22 protein-coding genes are annotated in these 13965 nt (G+C 63.3%); 20 read left to right on the forward strand and 2 right to left on the reverse strand.

Annotated elements, in window-relative coordinates; genetic code table 11:
* Window positions 1-49: 49 nt before the first annotated feature.
* The 5 genes from OXR60_RS07710 to OXR60_RS07730 all read left to right on the forward strand — a co-directional run bounded on the left by OXR60_RS07710 (window position 50) and on the right by OXR60_RS07730 (window position 2900).
* On the forward strand, window positions 50-259 hold the full coding sequence (locus OXR60_RS07710) for a helix-turn-helix domain-containing protein (protein WP_267395237.1): 210 nt from the start codon (window positions 50-52) through the stop codon (window positions 257-259).
* A gap of 206 nt (window positions 260-465) precedes the next feature.
* On the forward strand, window positions 466-741 hold the full coding sequence (locus OXR60_RS07715) for a hypothetical protein (RefSeq protein WP_267395238.1): 276 nt from the start codon (window positions 466-468) through the stop codon (window positions 739-741).
* On the forward strand, window positions 738-1010 hold the full coding sequence (locus tag OXR60_RS07720; protein WP_267395239.1) for a hypothetical protein: 273 nt from the start codon (window positions 738-740) through the stop codon (window positions 1008-1010). Before OXR60_RS07715 ends, OXR60_RS07720 begins: the two co-directional genes overlap by 4 nt.
* Entirely contained in the window at window positions 1007-1153 is a 147-nt protein-coding gene (locus OXR60_RS07725; RefSeq protein WP_267395240.1) for a hypothetical protein, read from the forward strand. Before OXR60_RS07720 ends, OXR60_RS07725 begins: the two co-directional genes overlap by 4 nt.
* 100 nt (window positions 1154-1253) lie before the next feature.
* Window positions 1254-2900 (forward strand): hypothetical protein, encoded by a 1647-nt coding sequence (locus OXR60_RS07730; protein ID WP_267395241.1) that lies wholly within the window; start codon window positions 1254-1256, stop codon window positions 2898-2900.
* Between the two features lie 3 nt (window positions 2901-2903).
* Here the strand turns inward: OXR60_RS07730 and OXR60_RS07735 are convergent, their stop codons facing one another.
* Window positions 2904-3587 carry a hypothetical protein gene (locus OXR60_RS07735; RefSeq protein WP_267395242.1) on the reverse strand — a complete coding sequence of 228 codons (684 nt, stop codon included), beginning with the start codon at window positions 3585-3587 and terminating at the stop codon, window positions 2904-2906.
* Window positions 3588-4019: 432 nt separating this feature from the next.
* On the opposite strand from OXR60_RS07735, the gene OXR60_RS07740 reads away from it, so the two are divergent.
* From OXR60_RS07740 to OXR60_RS07810, 15 genes are all read left to right on the forward strand, one after another.
* Window positions 4020-4700 carry a recombinase family protein gene (locus tag OXR60_RS07740; RefSeq protein WP_267395243.1) on the forward strand — a complete coding sequence of 227 codons (681 nt, stop codon included), beginning with the start codon at window positions 4020-4022 and terminating at the stop codon, window positions 4698-4700.
* 42 nt (window positions 4701-4742) lie between these two features.
* Window positions 4743-4922 (forward strand): ABC transporter permease, encoded by a 180-nt coding sequence (locus tag OXR60_RS07745; RefSeq protein ID WP_267395244.1) that lies wholly within the window; start codon window positions 4743-4745, stop codon window positions 4920-4922.
* Window positions 4923-4969: 47 nt separating this feature from the next.
* Window positions 4970-5377: a hypothetical protein gene (locus tag OXR60_RS07750; protein ID WP_267395246.1), complete on the forward strand. Its 408-nt coding sequence runs from the start codon at window positions 4970-4972 to the stop codon at window positions 5375-5377.
* On the forward strand, window positions 5334-6674 hold the full coding sequence (locus tag OXR60_RS07755) for a phage terminase large subunit (RefSeq protein WP_267395248.1): 1341 nt from the start codon (window positions 5334-5336) through the stop codon (window positions 6672-6674). Before OXR60_RS07750 ends, OXR60_RS07755 begins: the two co-directional genes overlap by 44 nt.
* Window positions 6674-6865: a hypothetical protein gene (locus OXR60_RS07760; protein ID WP_267395250.1), complete on the forward strand. Its 192-nt coding sequence runs from the start codon at window positions 6674-6676 to the stop codon at window positions 6863-6865. The genes OXR60_RS07755 and OXR60_RS07760 overlap by 1 nt, the downstream gene beginning before the upstream one ends.
* Window positions 6866-6943: 78 nt before the next feature.
* Window positions 6944-7390 carry a hypothetical protein gene (locus OXR60_RS07765; protein ID WP_267395252.1) on the forward strand — a complete coding sequence of 149 codons (447 nt, stop codon included), beginning with the start codon at window positions 6944-6946 and terminating at the stop codon, window positions 7388-7390.
* 37 nt (window positions 7391-7427) lie between these two features.
* A complete protein-coding gene (locus OXR60_RS07770) occupies window positions 7428-8063 on the forward strand; it encodes a hypothetical protein (protein ID WP_267395254.1) in 636 nt (211 codons plus the stop codon).
* Window positions 8064-8166: 103 nt separating this feature from the next.
* Window positions 8167-8355 carry a hypothetical protein gene (locus OXR60_RS07775; RefSeq protein ID WP_267395256.1) on the forward strand — a complete coding sequence of 63 codons (189 nt, stop codon included), beginning with the start codon at window positions 8167-8169 and terminating at the stop codon, window positions 8353-8355.
* A gap of 2 nt (window positions 8356-8357) precedes the next feature.
* Window positions 8358-8792 carry an HK97-gp10 family putative phage morphogenesis protein gene (locus OXR60_RS07780; RefSeq protein WP_267395257.1) on the forward strand — a complete coding sequence of 145 codons (435 nt, stop codon included), beginning with the start codon at window positions 8358-8360 and terminating at the stop codon, window positions 8790-8792.
* A gap of 53 nt (window positions 8793-8845) precedes the next feature.
* Entirely contained in the window at window positions 8846-9376 is a 531-nt protein-coding gene (locus tag OXR60_RS07785; RefSeq protein WP_267395258.1) for a hypothetical protein, read from the forward strand.
* A gap of 225 nt (window positions 9377-9601) precedes the next feature.
* On the forward strand, window positions 9602-9787 hold the full coding sequence (locus OXR60_RS07790) for a hypothetical protein (protein ID WP_267395259.1): 186 nt from the start codon (window positions 9602-9604) through the stop codon (window positions 9785-9787).
* Window positions 9788-9873: 86 nt separating this feature from the next.
* A complete protein-coding gene (locus OXR60_RS07795) occupies window positions 9874-10281 on the forward strand; it encodes a response regulator (RefSeq protein WP_267395260.1) in 408 nt (135 codons plus the stop codon).
* Window positions 10282-10362: 81 nt separating this feature from the next.
* On the forward strand, window positions 10363-10596 hold the full coding sequence (locus OXR60_RS07800) for a hypothetical protein (RefSeq protein ID WP_267395262.1): 234 nt from the start codon (window positions 10363-10365) through the stop codon (window positions 10594-10596).
* On the forward strand, window positions 10593-11393 hold the full coding sequence (locus OXR60_RS07805) for a hypothetical protein (protein ID WP_267395264.1): 801 nt from the start codon (window positions 10593-10595) through the stop codon (window positions 11391-11393). Before OXR60_RS07800 ends, OXR60_RS07805 begins: the two co-directional genes overlap by 4 nt.
* Window positions 11394-13565: a phage tail length tape measure family protein gene (locus OXR60_RS07810; RefSeq protein ID WP_267395265.1), complete on the forward strand. Its 2172-nt coding sequence runs from the start codon at window positions 11394-11396 to the stop codon at window positions 13563-13565.
* On the opposite strand, the gene OXR60_RS07815 is transcribed toward OXR60_RS07810, so the two are convergent.
* Complete coding sequence (locus OXR60_RS07815; RefSeq protein WP_346732025.1) at window positions 13537-13809, reverse strand: helix-turn-helix transcriptional regulator; 273 nt, start codon at window positions 13807-13809, stop codon at window positions 13537-13539. The genes OXR60_RS07810 and OXR60_RS07815 overlap by 29 nt on opposite strands.
* Between the last annotated feature and the right edge of the window lie 156 nt (window positions 13810-13965).

A 13965-nucleotide genomic window follows, 5' to 3' on the forward strand; every position in this document is an offset into this window, starting at 1 on the left:
CCATCAGGTATTACGGATACGTTTCCGTTACCGTAGTGGAGGTGTTCTGATGGTTGAGCATGTTCGGATCCGGATCTTGCCGGATGGCCGCGTCTCACGCGCCGATGCGGCAGCGTTTCTGGGTAGAAGTGCCAAAACGATGGCCGACTGGTTTTCCAAGGGTGTCGGGCCTCGCACGTGCAAAGTGGGCGGCCGCGTTTTTTACTACATGAAAGATCTGGAAGCGTACCGCGACACTGGCGCGCGTGAGGCCGCGTGAAGCATGCAGCTTTCGTCGGCACGGGCGCCGAAGCCCAGTAAGCGAAAGGGCCGCGCGGCTGCCACCGCACGACCCAATCTTGAACTTCAAAACTACAGCGCGACCACAGATACTGCCTCGCTCCTCCGCTTGCAACGTCTGTTCTCCCTCGGGATCAGCGGCACTCGCGCGCGCGACATCGCCGGCATGGCGTGGGAGGCACAGGCATGAGCGGCGGCGAAACATGGCGCGGCATCCTGGATGTCTTCATCGAGCGTGCGGACCAGTTGCCCGCGGCATGGGAAGACACGTTCTGGACGGCCTCGATGGTCGACTTGGCGAAGATCCTCGCCGAAACCCGGGCGACCCTTTCGCCGGAACACCAAGGCATGCTCGTTGCCGCGGGCGCGGTCATCGCTGCGCAGGTCATGAAAGAGAACGACGCTCGGGATCTGGCCGCGGCAACGATCGCGCAGGCTCGACGCCGGGGAGATGCCGCATGACCCGCGAGACCATCCCCATACCGCCCAAGCTGATCGTCCTGAAGCAGGTCGAGGGGCCGCGCTGGTGCGTGGTCGAGCACCACTTCCATAACGGCAACCGCCTTTTCGCCGGCCGGTTTGCCACTGCGCGCGACTTCATCCCGGCGTGCCATGCCGCGCTCCAGGCATCCAAGCGCACCAACCTGCCGATCGCCATCGAGGCCACCGGCGGGCGGCTGCGTCCGTTCAAGCCGTTGCGCGACATGGTCGTACGGAAGGCGCACTCATGAGCTGTGTTGTTCGTTTGATCGCCGATCGACAACCGCAGGACGTTCAACGTCGGGCAGCCATCGCCGTCAAGCTGCAGGAGCAGCGCATCGCAGAACAGGTGCAAATCCTGAGATCGACGGGTGAACACGATGCGGCACGATGACCTGCCTCCATCCGCATCTGACGGTAGCCGCGTGCCGTTTTCCTGGCGTGATACTGCGGATATCCCGCAACGCTCTCCCGCAGAATGCGAGGAATACACGGTGACGGCAGAAAACCCGGCCGTGGGCGCACTTCCTCCCCGCGCTCAAATTGATGGCTATGACTTTGACGACATGGCGCGCGACCAAGGCGGAGATGCCATCGTAGAGGCCCTGCGCGGTGCACCTGTGGTCGCCTCCCCGAAGCCGATGATCCAGGTGCGCGCCGGCGAGTTGCACCTGACGGCGACGTTGGCTGAAACGGCACTGATCGACGCCGGTGCACCGCTGTTCGTGCGCGGCGGCATCGTTCGGCCGGCCGTTGACGATATGCCGGCCGCTCATGGTCGACGCACCAAGGTCGCACGCCTTTGCCAAGTCGATGGCTCTATGCTCGTGGATCATCTGTCGCGGGCCGCTGACTGGACGAAATGGAACGAGCGCAAGAAGGGGCTGGTCGCCACCGATCCGCCCCGCGATGTGGCTCTGACGATCCTTTCCCGCGACGGTGAGTGGCGTTTGCCGCGGCTGGCAGGTGTGATCACGACGCCGACATTGCGGCCAGACGGCACGATCCTTTCGGAGCCAGGCTATGATCAGGCAACACAGCTGCTACTGCTTAACCCGCCGCAGATGCCTGCGATCAGCAGCAGACCATCGCGCAAGGAAGCACTGGCGGCGCTGTCGTTGCTGGACGCGCTGCTAGACGAGTTCCCGTTTGTCGATGAGGCCAGCAGATCCGCGGCGCTGTCCGGGCTCATTACCCCCGTTGTTCGCGGGGCAATGCCCGTTGCACCGCTTCACGCGACAACGGCGCCAGTGGCTGGTTCAGGCAAAAGCTACATCATCGACTTGGCGTCGGCGATCAGCACTGGCGAGCGAGCTCCAGTGATCGCGGCCGGCCGTACAGAAGAGGAAACCGAGAAGCGTCTGGGCGCGGCACTGTTGAACGGACAGGCCATCATATCGATCGACAACGTTAACGGTGAGCTGGGTGGCGACGCTCTATGCCAGATGATCGAACGTCCGGTAGTGTCGGTGCGCCCCCTAGGTGTGTCCAAGCTGGTGAAGATCGAGAGCCGGGCCACGACCTTCGCGACGGGCAACAACATTCAATTGGTCGGTGACATGACACGCCGGACGCTCCTGTGTTCGCTTGACCCGAACATGGAGCGCCCCGAGCTGCGGACCTTCCACGCCAGCCCGTTCAACCAGGTTCTCGCCCATCGCGGCAAGTACGTCGCTGCGGCCCTGACCATAGCGCGAGCTTACGTTGCAGCAGGCTATCCGGGGCTCCTGCCTGCGCTGGCGTCATTTGAAGACTGGAGCCGCTTTGTGCGATCGCCGTTGGTGTGGCTTGGCCGCGCTGATCCTGTTGAAACGATGGATAAGGCTCGAGCGGAGGATCCAGTTATTGCCACCCTTACCGGCGTGCTTACGGCTTGGCACGGTGCAGTCGGCGGGGCGCCCCGGACGACTGGCGAGATAAAGGAGGCGGCCGAGTTGCGTGATACTTACAACGGTAACATCAACGGCACCCTTCGTGAGGCGCTGATCGAAGTGGCCGACGATAAACGCGGCGGCATTGACCCCAAGCGGCTTGGCCGGTTCCTGTCACGCTACCAGGGGCGTATCGTTGACGGGCTGAAGGTCATGGCTGGCGAGGACGCGCACGCGAAGCAGAAGAACTGGCGGGTGGTGCGGGCGTAGGAGCTAACCCTCAACCAGAAACTTCGGCTCTTTGAGTGCCACCCGAGCTGAGCGGGTAAAAGCAGCGGCTAGAGCGTTTCCCTCAGCGATAAGCTCTGCTCCGCGATCCGCAATCAAGGTGACCTCGTCCTCCAAAGCAGCCGATAGCGCGTCCGCGCGAGCTGACGGCTGCCATGCGACGGACCCTCTCAATAGAGTGCCGTCGACATCATCATTTTCGACCGGCAACGCCTCCAACTCACTCCGCATCTTTCGATACTCCCTGACTAGTTCGAAGAGACTGGCATACCGTCGCGAATACAGCGCCAGTTTGCCGGCGAATTCGGCCTGGCCGCCATCCAAGAACGTTAGTAGCTCCGACTGCTCAATCCTGACGGCCGCGTCTCCTTCCATTCCTATGGGGTGCTTGATCCATCGCCACCGATCGATGCGAGCGTCGTCCGGCCAAGTAGCTGGTCTAGAGGTAGCGAAGTGTCCGACGATTAGCTCAACGCTGCTCATCATCCCGCGGAGCTTGAGAGCAGTGAACTGTGCGAGCGCCCGTCGAGCAACTTGTTCCTGCCGCCGCCTGTCTCGCTCCGGCCGGCCGGCCAAAACAACGGCGGCAATGATGCCCGCCCCCGTAAGAAGCCCTCCAGCCCAGTCGGCCACTGATCCCCAGTCCGCTGATGACGGGCAGAACATCATCTTCGATCCTCCGACTTGCGGGTATAAGCGGGTATAAGCGGGTATATTCTCTGCCACATATGAGAATTTCGCAGTCTTCTATCTGTGCTAAACCCGGGGCGGCGGCTGGAAAGATACCCGCGTTTACCCGCCACTACCCGCAAGATGGATTTTCGAGCGGGAATAGGGGGGATCGGGCTTTGGGACGGTCGGGACAATTCGCGCGCGCGAGCAGCGTAGATCGGCCGTGATTCAACCGGGGCGGCATTCGGCACATGCGGGGCACCAACCGCATAGGATCTGCCGGCATGACCTCGCACCACCTGACAGCCAAGGAACGATCGCAGGCTAATCGCAGGCATCGGCTTGCCCAGCCCAACCCGTTGGAGCGCTATTGCGCACCCGTACAACTTCACGTAACGAGCGTTAGGCGTGATTGTAGGGACCGCGACCATGACTAAGGCCATCGCTTATTACCGGGTGTCGACTGCCAAGCAGGGAGCGTCTGGGCTCGGCCTCGATGCGCAGCGGGCGTCGGTGGAAGCGCTGTGCTCGGCCCGGGGTTGGGAGATCGTCGCCCCGCCCTACACGGAGGTGGAAAGTGGCAAGCGCAACGATCGCCCCGCTCTCGCGCAGGCCATAGCCCGCGCTCAACTCACGGGCGCCCGGCTGGTGATCGCCAAGCTGGATCGGCTAAGCCGCAACGCTGCCTTCCTCCTGACGCTGCGGGACAGCGGTGTGGACTTCGTCGCGGCCGACATGCCCGATGCCAACGCCCTGACAGTGGGGATCATGGCCCTTGTCGCTCAGCAGGAGCGCGAGGCCATCTCTCAGCGCACCAAGGAAGCCCTGGCAGCGGCAAAGGCCCGTGGGCAGCGCCTGGGCAACCCCAATGGCGCGGCAGCACTGAGGCGGGCCGGCAAGGGCGCTGCTGCGGCTACTGCGGCGGTGATCCGCAACGCCGATGAGCATGCTGAGCGCTTGCGGCCGGTGATTGCCGATCTGCATGCCCGTGGCATCACCTCGCTAGGCGGCGTGGCTGCGGCATTGAACGAGGCCGGCATGCGCACCCCTCGCGCTGCCCAGTGGCATGCGTCATCCGTCCGCAACCTGATGGCGCGCCTCGCTGCCTGAGTCGGCTTCCTAGGCGGCAGGAACTGCGATACGCTCCGGGCCATGCTCGCTATCATCATCGGCATCGGCTGCGTCATCGCCAGCTTCGCGATCCAGTCCAGCTTGCGCGCCCAAGGCGTCGAGCCGCTTACCCGCGGGCAGTTGCGCTACATGCGGAAGAAGGCGCGCAGGCAGGGCGTGACCGTCGACCAGATCAAGTACAAGCCCCGCCGCCGCAAGTAAGCTGCCGGCGGTAAGTGCCCGCTGTCGGGACGCTTACCCGTCTCAATATGGCTAGAGGCAGTGTCACCGTTCGGACTGACAGCGCGCGCGAGGCGTTCCTTGAAACGCTAACCGCGTGCTGCAATGTCACCGCCGCGTGCAAAGCCGCGGGGATCGGCCGGCAGACGGCTTACCAGTGGCGCGAGGATGACCCCGCCTTCGCAGTGGCGTGGGCTGGGGCGCTAGAGGAAGCGGTAGACGCCCTAGAAAAGGAAGCGTGGCGCCGCGCTGCCGAGGGTGTCGATAAGCCGATCGTCTTTCAGGGCGTCGTGACCGGCTCTTATCGCGAGTATTCGGATCGTCTTATGGAGATCCTGCTCAAGGCCCACCGACCCGACAAGTACATCGAGCGCGTCCGGAGCGAGAACCTGCATGCCGTATCCATCACCATCCAAGGCCCCGCTGCCGACCTTTGAGCTAACCTCAAAGCAGCAAGAGCTATTGACGGCTGCTACCAGCCCTGCCCGGCATATCCTCGCCTATGGTGGCTCGCGTTCGGGCAAGACCATGGGCTTCTGCTACTGCGTGGCTAACCGTGGCATGATGGCCCCGAATAGCCGGCACCTAATTGCCCGCTTGCATAACATCGACGTGCGGCAGTCCGTCATGCTCGACACCTGGCGCAAGATGATGGACCTCGCCTTTCCCGGCGTTGCTTACGAGACCAACAAGACCGACCAGTACGTCATCCTGCCCACCGGCGCTGAAGTCTGGTTTAGCGGCCTCGATGACAAGGAGCGGGTGGATAAGATCCTCGGCAAAGAGTTTGCGACGATCTACGTCAACGAGGCGTCACAGGTCTCTTACGAAACCATCCCTATCCTGCGCACACGCCTTGCCCAGGCCTGCCGCAAGTCGGACGGGCGCCCGCTTGCGCTGAAGGCCTATTACGACCTCAACCCGAGCGGCAAGGGGCATTGGACCTACCGCGAGTTTGTGGAGGGCGTGCGCCCCGAGAACGGGCTGCCGATCGAGCCGGATAGCCGCGCCCATGTCGTGCTCAACCCGGTCGACAACCCGCACCTGCCTGCCGAGTATCATGCCGAGCTGGACGGCCTGCCCGACAAGCAGCGCCAGCGGTTCCGCGACGGCAAGTACCTGTCAGAGGTGCCGGGCGCGCTGTGGTCGCTATCAGATCGGACAGCAGACGACGGGCGCAACATGCCGGGCATCGAAAGCCTGCGGGTACAGAGCGCGCCGACCGAGCTTCAGCGCGTGGTGATCGGCGTCGACCCCTCAGGATCGAACGGCACGACGGGCGATATTCAGGGGATCGTTGTGGCCGGTGTGGACAAGGAAGGCCGCGCCTACGTTCTGGCAGACTGCTCCTGCCGCCTTTCTCCTGATGGATGGGCGCGCGTCGTCGCCAATGCGGCCGAGAAGTACGGCGCTGATCGTGTCGTGGCCGAGCGTAATTTCGGCGGCGCCATGGTCGAGGCCGTGCTGAAGTCGGCGGCTCCGAAGATGCCGGTCAAGCTGGTGACGGCATCGCGGGGCAAGGTGGTCCGCGCTGAGCCAATCGCCGCGCTTTATGAGCAGGGCAAGGTCAGCCACGTCGGCACCCTGCCTGATCTGGAGGACCAGATGACCATGACGACGACGGCGGGTTTCCAGGGCGGCAGCTCTCCCGATCGCATGGATGCGTTGGTTTGGGCGCTTACCGAGCTGACCGACACCCGGCCACGCTTCGACATGCGCAAGCTACTCGGCTGATGGACAGCGTCAGCGACATCCTTGCGCGTGCCCGCGCGCTGGTATCGGTCCCTCCCACCGAGCGGGTAATTATGCCGGCCGCCATCGCGGCCTCCAACATCGCCGAAGCTCACTTTCGCGCCGAGTGTGAGCAGTGGCCAGTCACCGCCGCCAACGTCACCGTCTACCCGATCGGCGCCTGGCCTATGTGACGGCGGTAAACCCGCTCCCGCCACCGCCATAGCCTCCCGTCATTAGCCCGCGATCTACGCTGGCGACAGGAGACGACCATGCGTTACCGCCGTGTTTCTGATGGGCAAACCGTCCCGGCTGGCGAGGCATGCGACGCTGCCGGCACTGTTAGAAACGGCTACGCCCTCGATGCGGGTTTGGGGCAGTCATTCGTCAAGCCCGGCGATTACATCGGCTTTGACATGGCGTTGTGCGACTCGGCCTTGCGCCCTCCCGTGTCATCGTCCAGCCTGCCAGACAACCAGCAAGCCGCCATTGTCGCCCACGCGCGCATGACCCACCGCACCAGTAACGCCTACCTTGGCGATCGGGCGCCAGCCTTCACGGACGCGATGGCAGCGGCGGCGGTTCAGAAGGTCGAGGGCGAGACGGCCCGCCTGCGCACCAATGACGCGATGTACGCTGCGGATGCCGTCACGGCTCGCGCGAACGCCGAAGCCGCACGGGCGCGGATGACCGAAAGCCTCAATTCCTGGCGAAAGTAACCGGCCGCGCATCTGCGCCGCCAAAAGGAGAAAACCTGTGCCTAAGCCCACCGACGAACGGATCGCCGCAGCCCTAGCCCAAGGCGCCCGCGTCACTGACGTAAACAATCTCATCGCCGACATGCGCACGGAGATTGCGGAGGCGACCAGCGAGGCCGACCGGCTCGACGCCGTGTCCGTCGCCATCACCACCGCCGAGCCCGATGCCGACGCGGCAGCCGACGAAGCCACCAAACACCGCCGCCGCGCTACCCGCATGAGCGCGAAGGTTGCTCACCTGGAGGACCGGGTGAAGGAGCTGGAGGAATCCAACCGTCGCAAAGTCGCGGAGGCCGCTTATGCGGCGGCGCAGGACACGCGAGACGCCATCGTCGCTGATCTGAAGAAGCAATGGCCCAAATTGACGGCGGCAATGATCGATCTGTTCAAGCGCATTGAAGCATCCGATGCCGAATGCGCTAAAGTGGGAAGCTGCTACGGCAAGCCTGCACTGATCAGCGCCGAGGCAGTTGCTCGCGAATGCCTGGCAAACTTCATGCTGCCGACCGGTGGCAGCTCTCAGCATCTCGAACGTCTGACTGCAACGCGGCTGTTTCCGCTCCAGGTCAAGGACCCCGTCTCGGCGAGTTACGGCATTTGGCCACCCCGACCGGCGCCCCTCAGCTTCGCTTAATCCAGAGATACCGGGTGCTCTCCTGCCCGGTAGCCGCAGTTGGCGAGGGAGCTGGTGGTCACCTCGCTACGCCGACTGCGGCACCCCCTTTCCGGAGGTGATAATGGCTACCGACCTGCAAGCCGTTCCGATCGACCCCGCCGACCTCGCCCGCATTGCTGCGTCGTATCCGCCTGAGGCAGCGCAGACCCCTCGCGCGGAACGAGAGGCCTATTTCACCGAGATCCAGAGGCGGGCGTGGGACCAGCGCTTCAATTTTGCGGGCGCTGCTGACGACGTAGGGCGGGGCTAGCCGTGCCTAAGATCACGGGCGCCAAGGCGCATGCTGCCCGCCTAAAGCGACTGACTAGCCCGGCAGCCATCAACAGCATTGGCAAGGCGCTGTTCGCGGCTGGCGAGCTGGTCGCCGACGAGGCAAAGGGCAGCCTTACAAGAGGTTCGGCCGGAGGGCATAGCGGGGGCAAGCACCAGCATGTGCCCAGCGCCCCCGGGCAGCCACCCAATGAGGATACGGGCCACCTCCGGGACAACATCGAAACCGTGCACGTCGAGCCGTTGCGGGTGGAGGTGCGATCGAATGCTGAATATGCGATCGCGCTCGAATACGGCACCAGCAAGATGGCCGAGCGCCCCTATATGCGCCCGGCTCTAGCAGCCAAGCGCAAGGAAGTGGTGGACCTGATCCGCGACGCACTCGACCACGTCGATAAGGGAGGCATGATCAGGTAACCGGCCTTTGCCGGCGGTAATCGCGGCTATACCACCGTGAGAAGTTACGGGAGATGGCTACCGACCTCGCTCCCGCCGCCTCATGGATCAACGCCTTCCAGAACGCGGCAGCCGCCCGTGACGCGGCCCAATGGGTGATGGCCGATCTAGTCGCCGCGGCGCGAGACGAGCAGCCCAAGCTGTCGACTGTGGCATTAGGCAAGCTGCTCGACTTCGGGCACGTCCGGCTAGGCCGCCTTTACCGCGTGGCCCAGGCCTTCCCGCTTCAGCACCGGGACACACGAGTGTCGTTCGAGGTACACGAACAGCTTGCTGCATTCCCCGCGGAGGAAAGGCCTGCGCTTCTGTCCCGCGCCGTGGCGGAACGCTGGAGCGAGCGGCAAGCCCGCAAGGCGGCTGTGGACTATCGGCAGGAGCACGCGGGCTTTGTCGATGAGGACCGTGACAATGCCCAGGCGGTGCATATCATGCGTGCTTGGAACCGAGCCTCGCGCGACGCCCGGGAATACTTCGCTGATCTTCAAGAGATCGCGGGGCTTGGCTTGGTTGATGAGGAGACTGCCTGTGCCGCAGACGCGCGCTAAGGGCCTCTCCACGAAAACGGCGCAGAACATCCCCGCCGAGTTCGAGCGGTTCTTTATAGAGAACGGATGGCGACGGGCCGAATACCTGTTCGGCTGCCGACCCACAGCCCGGTATTTCACCGCCCTTGGCCCGGATCGCCTTCGCGCTGAGCGGGATGCCTATCTAGATGCAACCCAAACACGCTTAGTTCACGAATCCGTTGATCGCGCGCGAAAGCTGCACGCATGACCGAGCTCGAAGTGATCGAACATGCCCTCGCAACGGGCGCCACGGAGGCAAGCGCTCGACTATGGTTGAGCCGCCCTCTGGCCGGATACGGCGAGCAGACGGGCGCGGACCTGATCGCCGCCGGACGCGGTGATCTGGTGCTGGAGGCGATCGCGGCCGCTGACGCTGGTGTTTTCACCTAAATTTGGCGCCCTCCTCGGCATCTGCCGACACCCGGATTCAATTCGGCTGATGCGCAACTTGGATCATTGCCGTGGGTTAAGGCGCGATGACCCAGTCAACTCAGCATTACGCGCTCGTGGTAGATGATGACCCGCTCGTTCTCATGGATAGCGTGTGCATCCTCGAAGACGCAGGGTTCACGTCGCACGAGGCGATGAATGGGGACGAGGCGAGAGTTGTTCTCGAGGAGCATTGGGAGAGCATCACCCTCCTATTTTCCGACGTTGATATGCCGGGATCAATGAACGGCTATGCGTTGGCTCACCATGTGGCGGAGCATTGGCCGGCGATCGAGATCGTGATCGCCTCTGGTCACGTTCTGCCGGCGGCGGGTGATGCGCCCGACAAAGCGACGTTCATCGCAAAACCATTCAACAGGCACGCTGTGCATGGACACCTAAACAGGGTCTTGCCTGAGCATAAGAAACCCAAGTTTTTGAAGACGGTAAGCTAAATTCTATCATCTGAACTAGCCGCTTGGCGGCGGTAATCTTCGCCCCGACACCCGATTAAATCCGTGGTGAAGGAGCCGCGCATGAGCAAGACGCTGGGAGCGATCCTATCGACCGCTGGAAGCATCGCGGTCGCGATCCCTGGGCTGCAAATTGTGGGCGTTGGCTTGATCGCAGCCGGCGCAGTGACCGCGGCTTTGGATAAGCCTAACCTGCCGTCACAGAAGACGGACAGCGCCGTCAAGCAGCCCGTTCCACCCCGCTGGTCGGGTTACGGCACCGCCCGGCAATACTGCGCGGTGGAACTGGTCGGATGACTGCCATTTCCATGTTTGCGCAGCCAGATCGAGCGATCGTTCTAGCCGATACGGCGCTGACCGCGCTTGATGGCGAGTTACTGAGCACGGCTGACAAGCTGACGGTGATCGATGGTGCTCGGCTTGTCATCGGGTGGACCGGCTTTTCGCCGCATCATCAAGGCCCTGCACAGGATCGAATATTGTCGAGGCTCGCGAGGCTTGGCGTCGGGCATGATCAGGGCGAGATCCTGCATGCGTTGCCGGTAATCCTTCGCGAGATGCATCAGGAAAATGTCGGCTGGTTGGAAGCCGATCGCGAGTTCCTGGTTCAGGAGCGGGCGACTCTCGTCATGTCGGTGGCCTATTGGGATGCGGCGCGCGATGAACCTGTGATCGCAATGGCCCGCACGGACGGGTTTGCTCATGTCCCGCCCTACGCTCTGGCGCGTGTCGCCTACTACATGACGACGGACGAGCAGGCTGATCCAACGGCATTTCTCCGCGACGCCGTTGGCCGGGACGCGAACCCGTCAAATCCGATCGACTTTGATGCTCGGCGGGACGGATTGCTGCTGCTGGAACGTCAGCGTCGCATCCCGCCAACGCCTTGGAGTTACGGCCACGCATCCGTTGGCGGTCGGGCGACACTGACCGTCATCGACCGTGAAGGCGTCCGAGTGTCGACGCTGAAGGATTGGGGTGACCCGATCGGACAGCGGATCAATCCTGACAGACGCACTCCGTCGATCTTTCGCGATGCTTGGCAAGCCTGCGGCCGCCGAGTTGCGGCCCCCTTCTCACTAGGAGCAATCTAGATGGCTAGCGCTGAGAGCCTCGTAGTCGAGCTGATCGCCAAGACTGATGGCTACGAGGCCAAGATCAACGGGGCGGCTACGTCGTCGGCGGGCGGCTTTTCCAAGATCGAGGCTTCGGCGTCGAAGGCAGAGGCAGCAGTACAGTCGTCCGTAACCGGCATGGGCACATCGGTGAAGCGTGCCGCGAACGACATCGAGGAAGGCTCAGCCCGAGCGGCGCAGGCTACTCGCAACCTCGGTTTCCAGCTCAGCGACATCGGCACCCAGCTAGGCGGCGGGCAATCGCCGTTCCTGATCTTTGCACAGCAGGCGCCCCAGGTCATCCAGGCACTGGAGGACATCAAGGCGTCCGGAGCCAGCCTCGGCACGGTGCTGAGCAGCGTGGCCCTGCCTGCCGGCGTGGCGCTGGTGTCGATCCTCGCGCCGCTGGCTGCCGGGTTACTCGCCGGCGCCGATGGCATGGACACCCAGAAGGGTGCGGCGGACGCGCTGACCAAGTCCATCCATGACCTCGAGAGCGCGACCCGGAGCGAGATCAACACCGGCCAGCGCGCCATCTTCGTCACCGCGGCTCAGGCTCAGCAGGATCTGGTCGCCGTCACTGCAAAGCGCGAGCTGATCAAGGCAATCCTTCAGCAGCGTATCGCCGAGGCGCAACAAACTTACGGCACCAACACCAGTGCCGTTATGCAGGGCCAAGGGGGTGGCCTCGCTCAGGGCGCATACGAGCGCAACATCGGTGACCTTCGCAGTCAGGTGGCGGCGCAGGATGCGCTGGTCCAGACGGCGACCGGCAACGTTCAACGCTCACTCGCCAAGATCACCCAGACCCGCGTTCAGGAAAGCCTCAATCCCGTGCTTGCCGCGACGGGCAAATACGAGCGTGCGGTCGACATCCTCAATCGTCGACTTGAGAAGGGGCAAATTAGCAACGCGGACTATGCCAAGTCCTATGGATCGCTGACTGCCACCAAGGAGAAGGCAGTAGATGCGGCACAGAAGCAAGCTGGAGCTACCACACGGGGGGCGGATGCTGATGCCTTGGCAGCGGCAGCCACTAACGGGTTGCAACGAGCACAGGCCACACTTGCCCAGGTTCGGGTGAAAGCCGCGGCTGACCTGAAGTCAGGTAAGATCGACCAAGCGGAATACACGGCTCAAGTCGCCGATGCTCAGCGTGCCGTTTACTCAGCGCGTGACGCAACGAAGGAGCACAACAAGGAGCTTTCCGAAGCCGCAAAGGCAGCGCGCGAAGCGAAGGCAGCGCAGAAAGAACTGCAAGCGACGCTAGAGGAAGTGACGCGCAAGTATGACCCTGCGACGGCTGCGCTGAAGGATTACTACAAGACCCTCCAGGACATCGCCGATCTGCAAAGCAAGGGCGCGATCAGCCGCGGTGACGCTGCGGTGCTTGGTGGCGCCGCTATGTCCGCCGAGTCCAAGCGCCGCGGCGATCGGCAGAACGCGCAGTTCAAGGACCTGTTCGGCAGCGACGATCCGCTCACGGCGAGCAACAATCAGATCGAAGAGGACCTCAAGAACCAGCATCGCGTCATCGAAGAGAAGCTGGCTGACGAGGACAAGCTCAAGCAGCTTCGCGAAGATCATGTGAAGAGCCTCGCCGAGGTTTACCAGAACCTGTTCGACGGCAACACCTCGAAGATCTGGGACAACTATAAGAACCAAGGCTTGAAGGCACTGGCAATCATTGCTGCACGGGCGACGATCGCCAGCTTCTCCAAGGGTGGCGGCGGCGCCGGATCGCTGTTCGGCAACTTGCTATCGGGCCTACAGGGTGCGCTAGCCGGGGGCGGCGGTTCGGGAGGGGGCCTGAGCCTCCCCACGTTTGCCAGCGGTGGTTCGTTTATGATCGGGGGTGAAGGCGGCGTGGATCGCAACACGCTGAGCCTCAACGGCCAACCGATCGCTGCGGTGAGCAAGGGCGAGAGCCTCAGCATTGGCACCAGGGCTGCCGCGGCGCGATCGGGGGGCACGACGGTTATGCAGACGATCCATGTCGACGGTCGCAACTCGGTCACACCAGCTAAGTTTGCCGAGGAGCTGCTCACGCGGGCGAACAGCTTTGCTGCGCAGGCGGCGGGTACGGCCGGACGGCAAGCGCTGGAGGCTGGGCCGGGACGCCTCAATCAGAAGACGACGCTGGGGACCTAACGCGGGCTAGTCGGACGCCTTCACCACCGGCTGGGGAAGGTTCGTCCGATGCGATGAACGAGACCCCCGCATCCGCAAGCGCCTCTGTCAGCGCGCTGATGGATGCTGCGCTTATGTTGCTTCCGCGCTCAAAACGATTGACGGTCATGACCCCAACGCCAGCGGCCTGGGCCAAGCCGCCCTTGGTCCAGTTCAGAAGGGCGCGCGCCGCCCGGCATTGAGTGACTGTCAGTTCCATGGCCATAACCGAGGTGCTTCAGCGTGCCATCCTGATTGCCACAAGCTTCAGTATCCGCCGAAGCACCTCGGGTAGCGACATCTCGCCATTGGCGGAGATTGGTGGGTCAAGCAGCTCCAGTCGGTCGCGCTTACCCACCTTTGGTGATAGCCCATTCCCGCC

It is taken from the genome of Sphingomonas sp. GC_Shp_5 (assembly GCF_026540855.1).
GTDB lineage: Bacteria > Pseudomonadota > Alphaproteobacteria > Sphingomonadales > Sphingomonadaceae > Sphingomonas.

Bases quoted from the DNA above. Each gene is read 5' to 3' on its own strand.
- OXR60_RS07795 (WP_267395260.1), top strand. From the start codon at position 9,874: ATGACCCAGTCAACTCAGCATTACGCGCTCGTGGTAGATGATGACCCG.
- OXR60_RS07750 (WP_267395246.1), top strand. From the start codon at position 4,970: ATGGCTAGAGGCAGTGTCACCGTTCGGACTGACAGCGCGCGCGAGGCG.
- OXR60_RS07725 (WP_267395240.1), top strand. From the start codon at position 1,007: ATGAGCTGTGTTGTTCGTTTGATCGCCGATCGACAACCGCAGGACGTT.
- OXR60_RS07745 (WP_267395244.1), top strand. From the start codon at position 4,743: ATGCTCGCTATCATCATCGGCATCGGCTGCGTCATCGCCAGCTTCGCG.
- OXR60_RS07810 (WP_267395265.1), top strand. From the start codon at position 11,394: ATGGCTAGCGCTGAGAGCCTCGTAGTCGAGCTGATCGCCAAGACTGAT.
- OXR60_RS07800 (WP_267395262.1), top strand. From the start codon at position 10,363: ATGAGCAAGACGCTGGGAGCGATCCTATCGACCGCTGGAAGCATCGCG.
- OXR60_RS07710 (WP_267395237.1), top strand. From the start codon at position 50: ATGGTTGAGCATGTTCGGATCCGGATCTTGCCGGATGGCCGCGTCTCA.
- OXR60_RS07805 (WP_267395264.1), top strand. From the start codon at position 10,593: ATGACTGCCATTTCCATGTTTGCGCAGCCAGATCGAGCGATCGTTCTA.
- OXR60_RS07735 (WP_267395242.1), bottom strand. From the start codon at position 3,587: ATGATGTTCTGCCCGTCATCAGCGGACTGGGGATCAGTGGCCGACTGG.
- OXR60_RS07755 (WP_267395248.1), top strand. From the start codon at position 5,334: ATGCCGTATCCATCACCATCCAAGGCCCCGCTGCCGACCTTTGAGCTA.
- OXR60_RS07715 (WP_267395238.1), top strand. From the start codon at position 466: ATGAGCGGCGGCGAAACATGGCGCGGCATCCTGGATGTCTTCATCGAG.
- OXR60_RS07765 (WP_267395252.1), top strand. From the start codon at position 6,944: ATGCGTTACCGCCGTGTTTCTGATGGGCAAACCGTCCCGGCTGGCGAG.
- OXR60_RS07740 (WP_267395243.1), top strand. From the start codon at position 4,020: ATGACTAAGGCCATCGCTTATTACCGGGTGTCGACTGCCAAGCAGGGA.
- OXR60_RS07760 (WP_267395250.1), top strand. From the start codon at position 6,674: ATGGACAGCGTCAGCGACATCCTTGCGCGTGCCCGCGCGCTGGTATCG.
- OXR60_RS07775 (WP_267395256.1), top strand. From the start codon at position 8,167: ATGGCTACCGACCTGCAAGCCGTTCCGATCGACCCCGCCGACCTCGCC.
- OXR60_RS07790 (WP_267395259.1), top strand. From the start codon at position 9,602: ATGACCGAGCTCGAAGTGATCGAACATGCCCTCGCAACGGGCGCCACG.
- OXR60_RS07815 (WP_346732025.1), bottom strand. From the start codon at position 13,809: ATGGCCATGGAACTGACAGTCACTCAATGCCGGGCGGCGCGCGCCCTT.
- OXR60_RS07720 (WP_267395239.1), top strand. From the start codon at position 738: ATGACCCGCGAGACCATCCCCATACCGCCCAAGCTGATCGTCCTGAAG.
- OXR60_RS07785 (WP_267395258.1), top strand. From the start codon at position 8,846: ATGGCTACCGACCTCGCTCCCGCCGCCTCATGGATCAACGCCTTCCAG.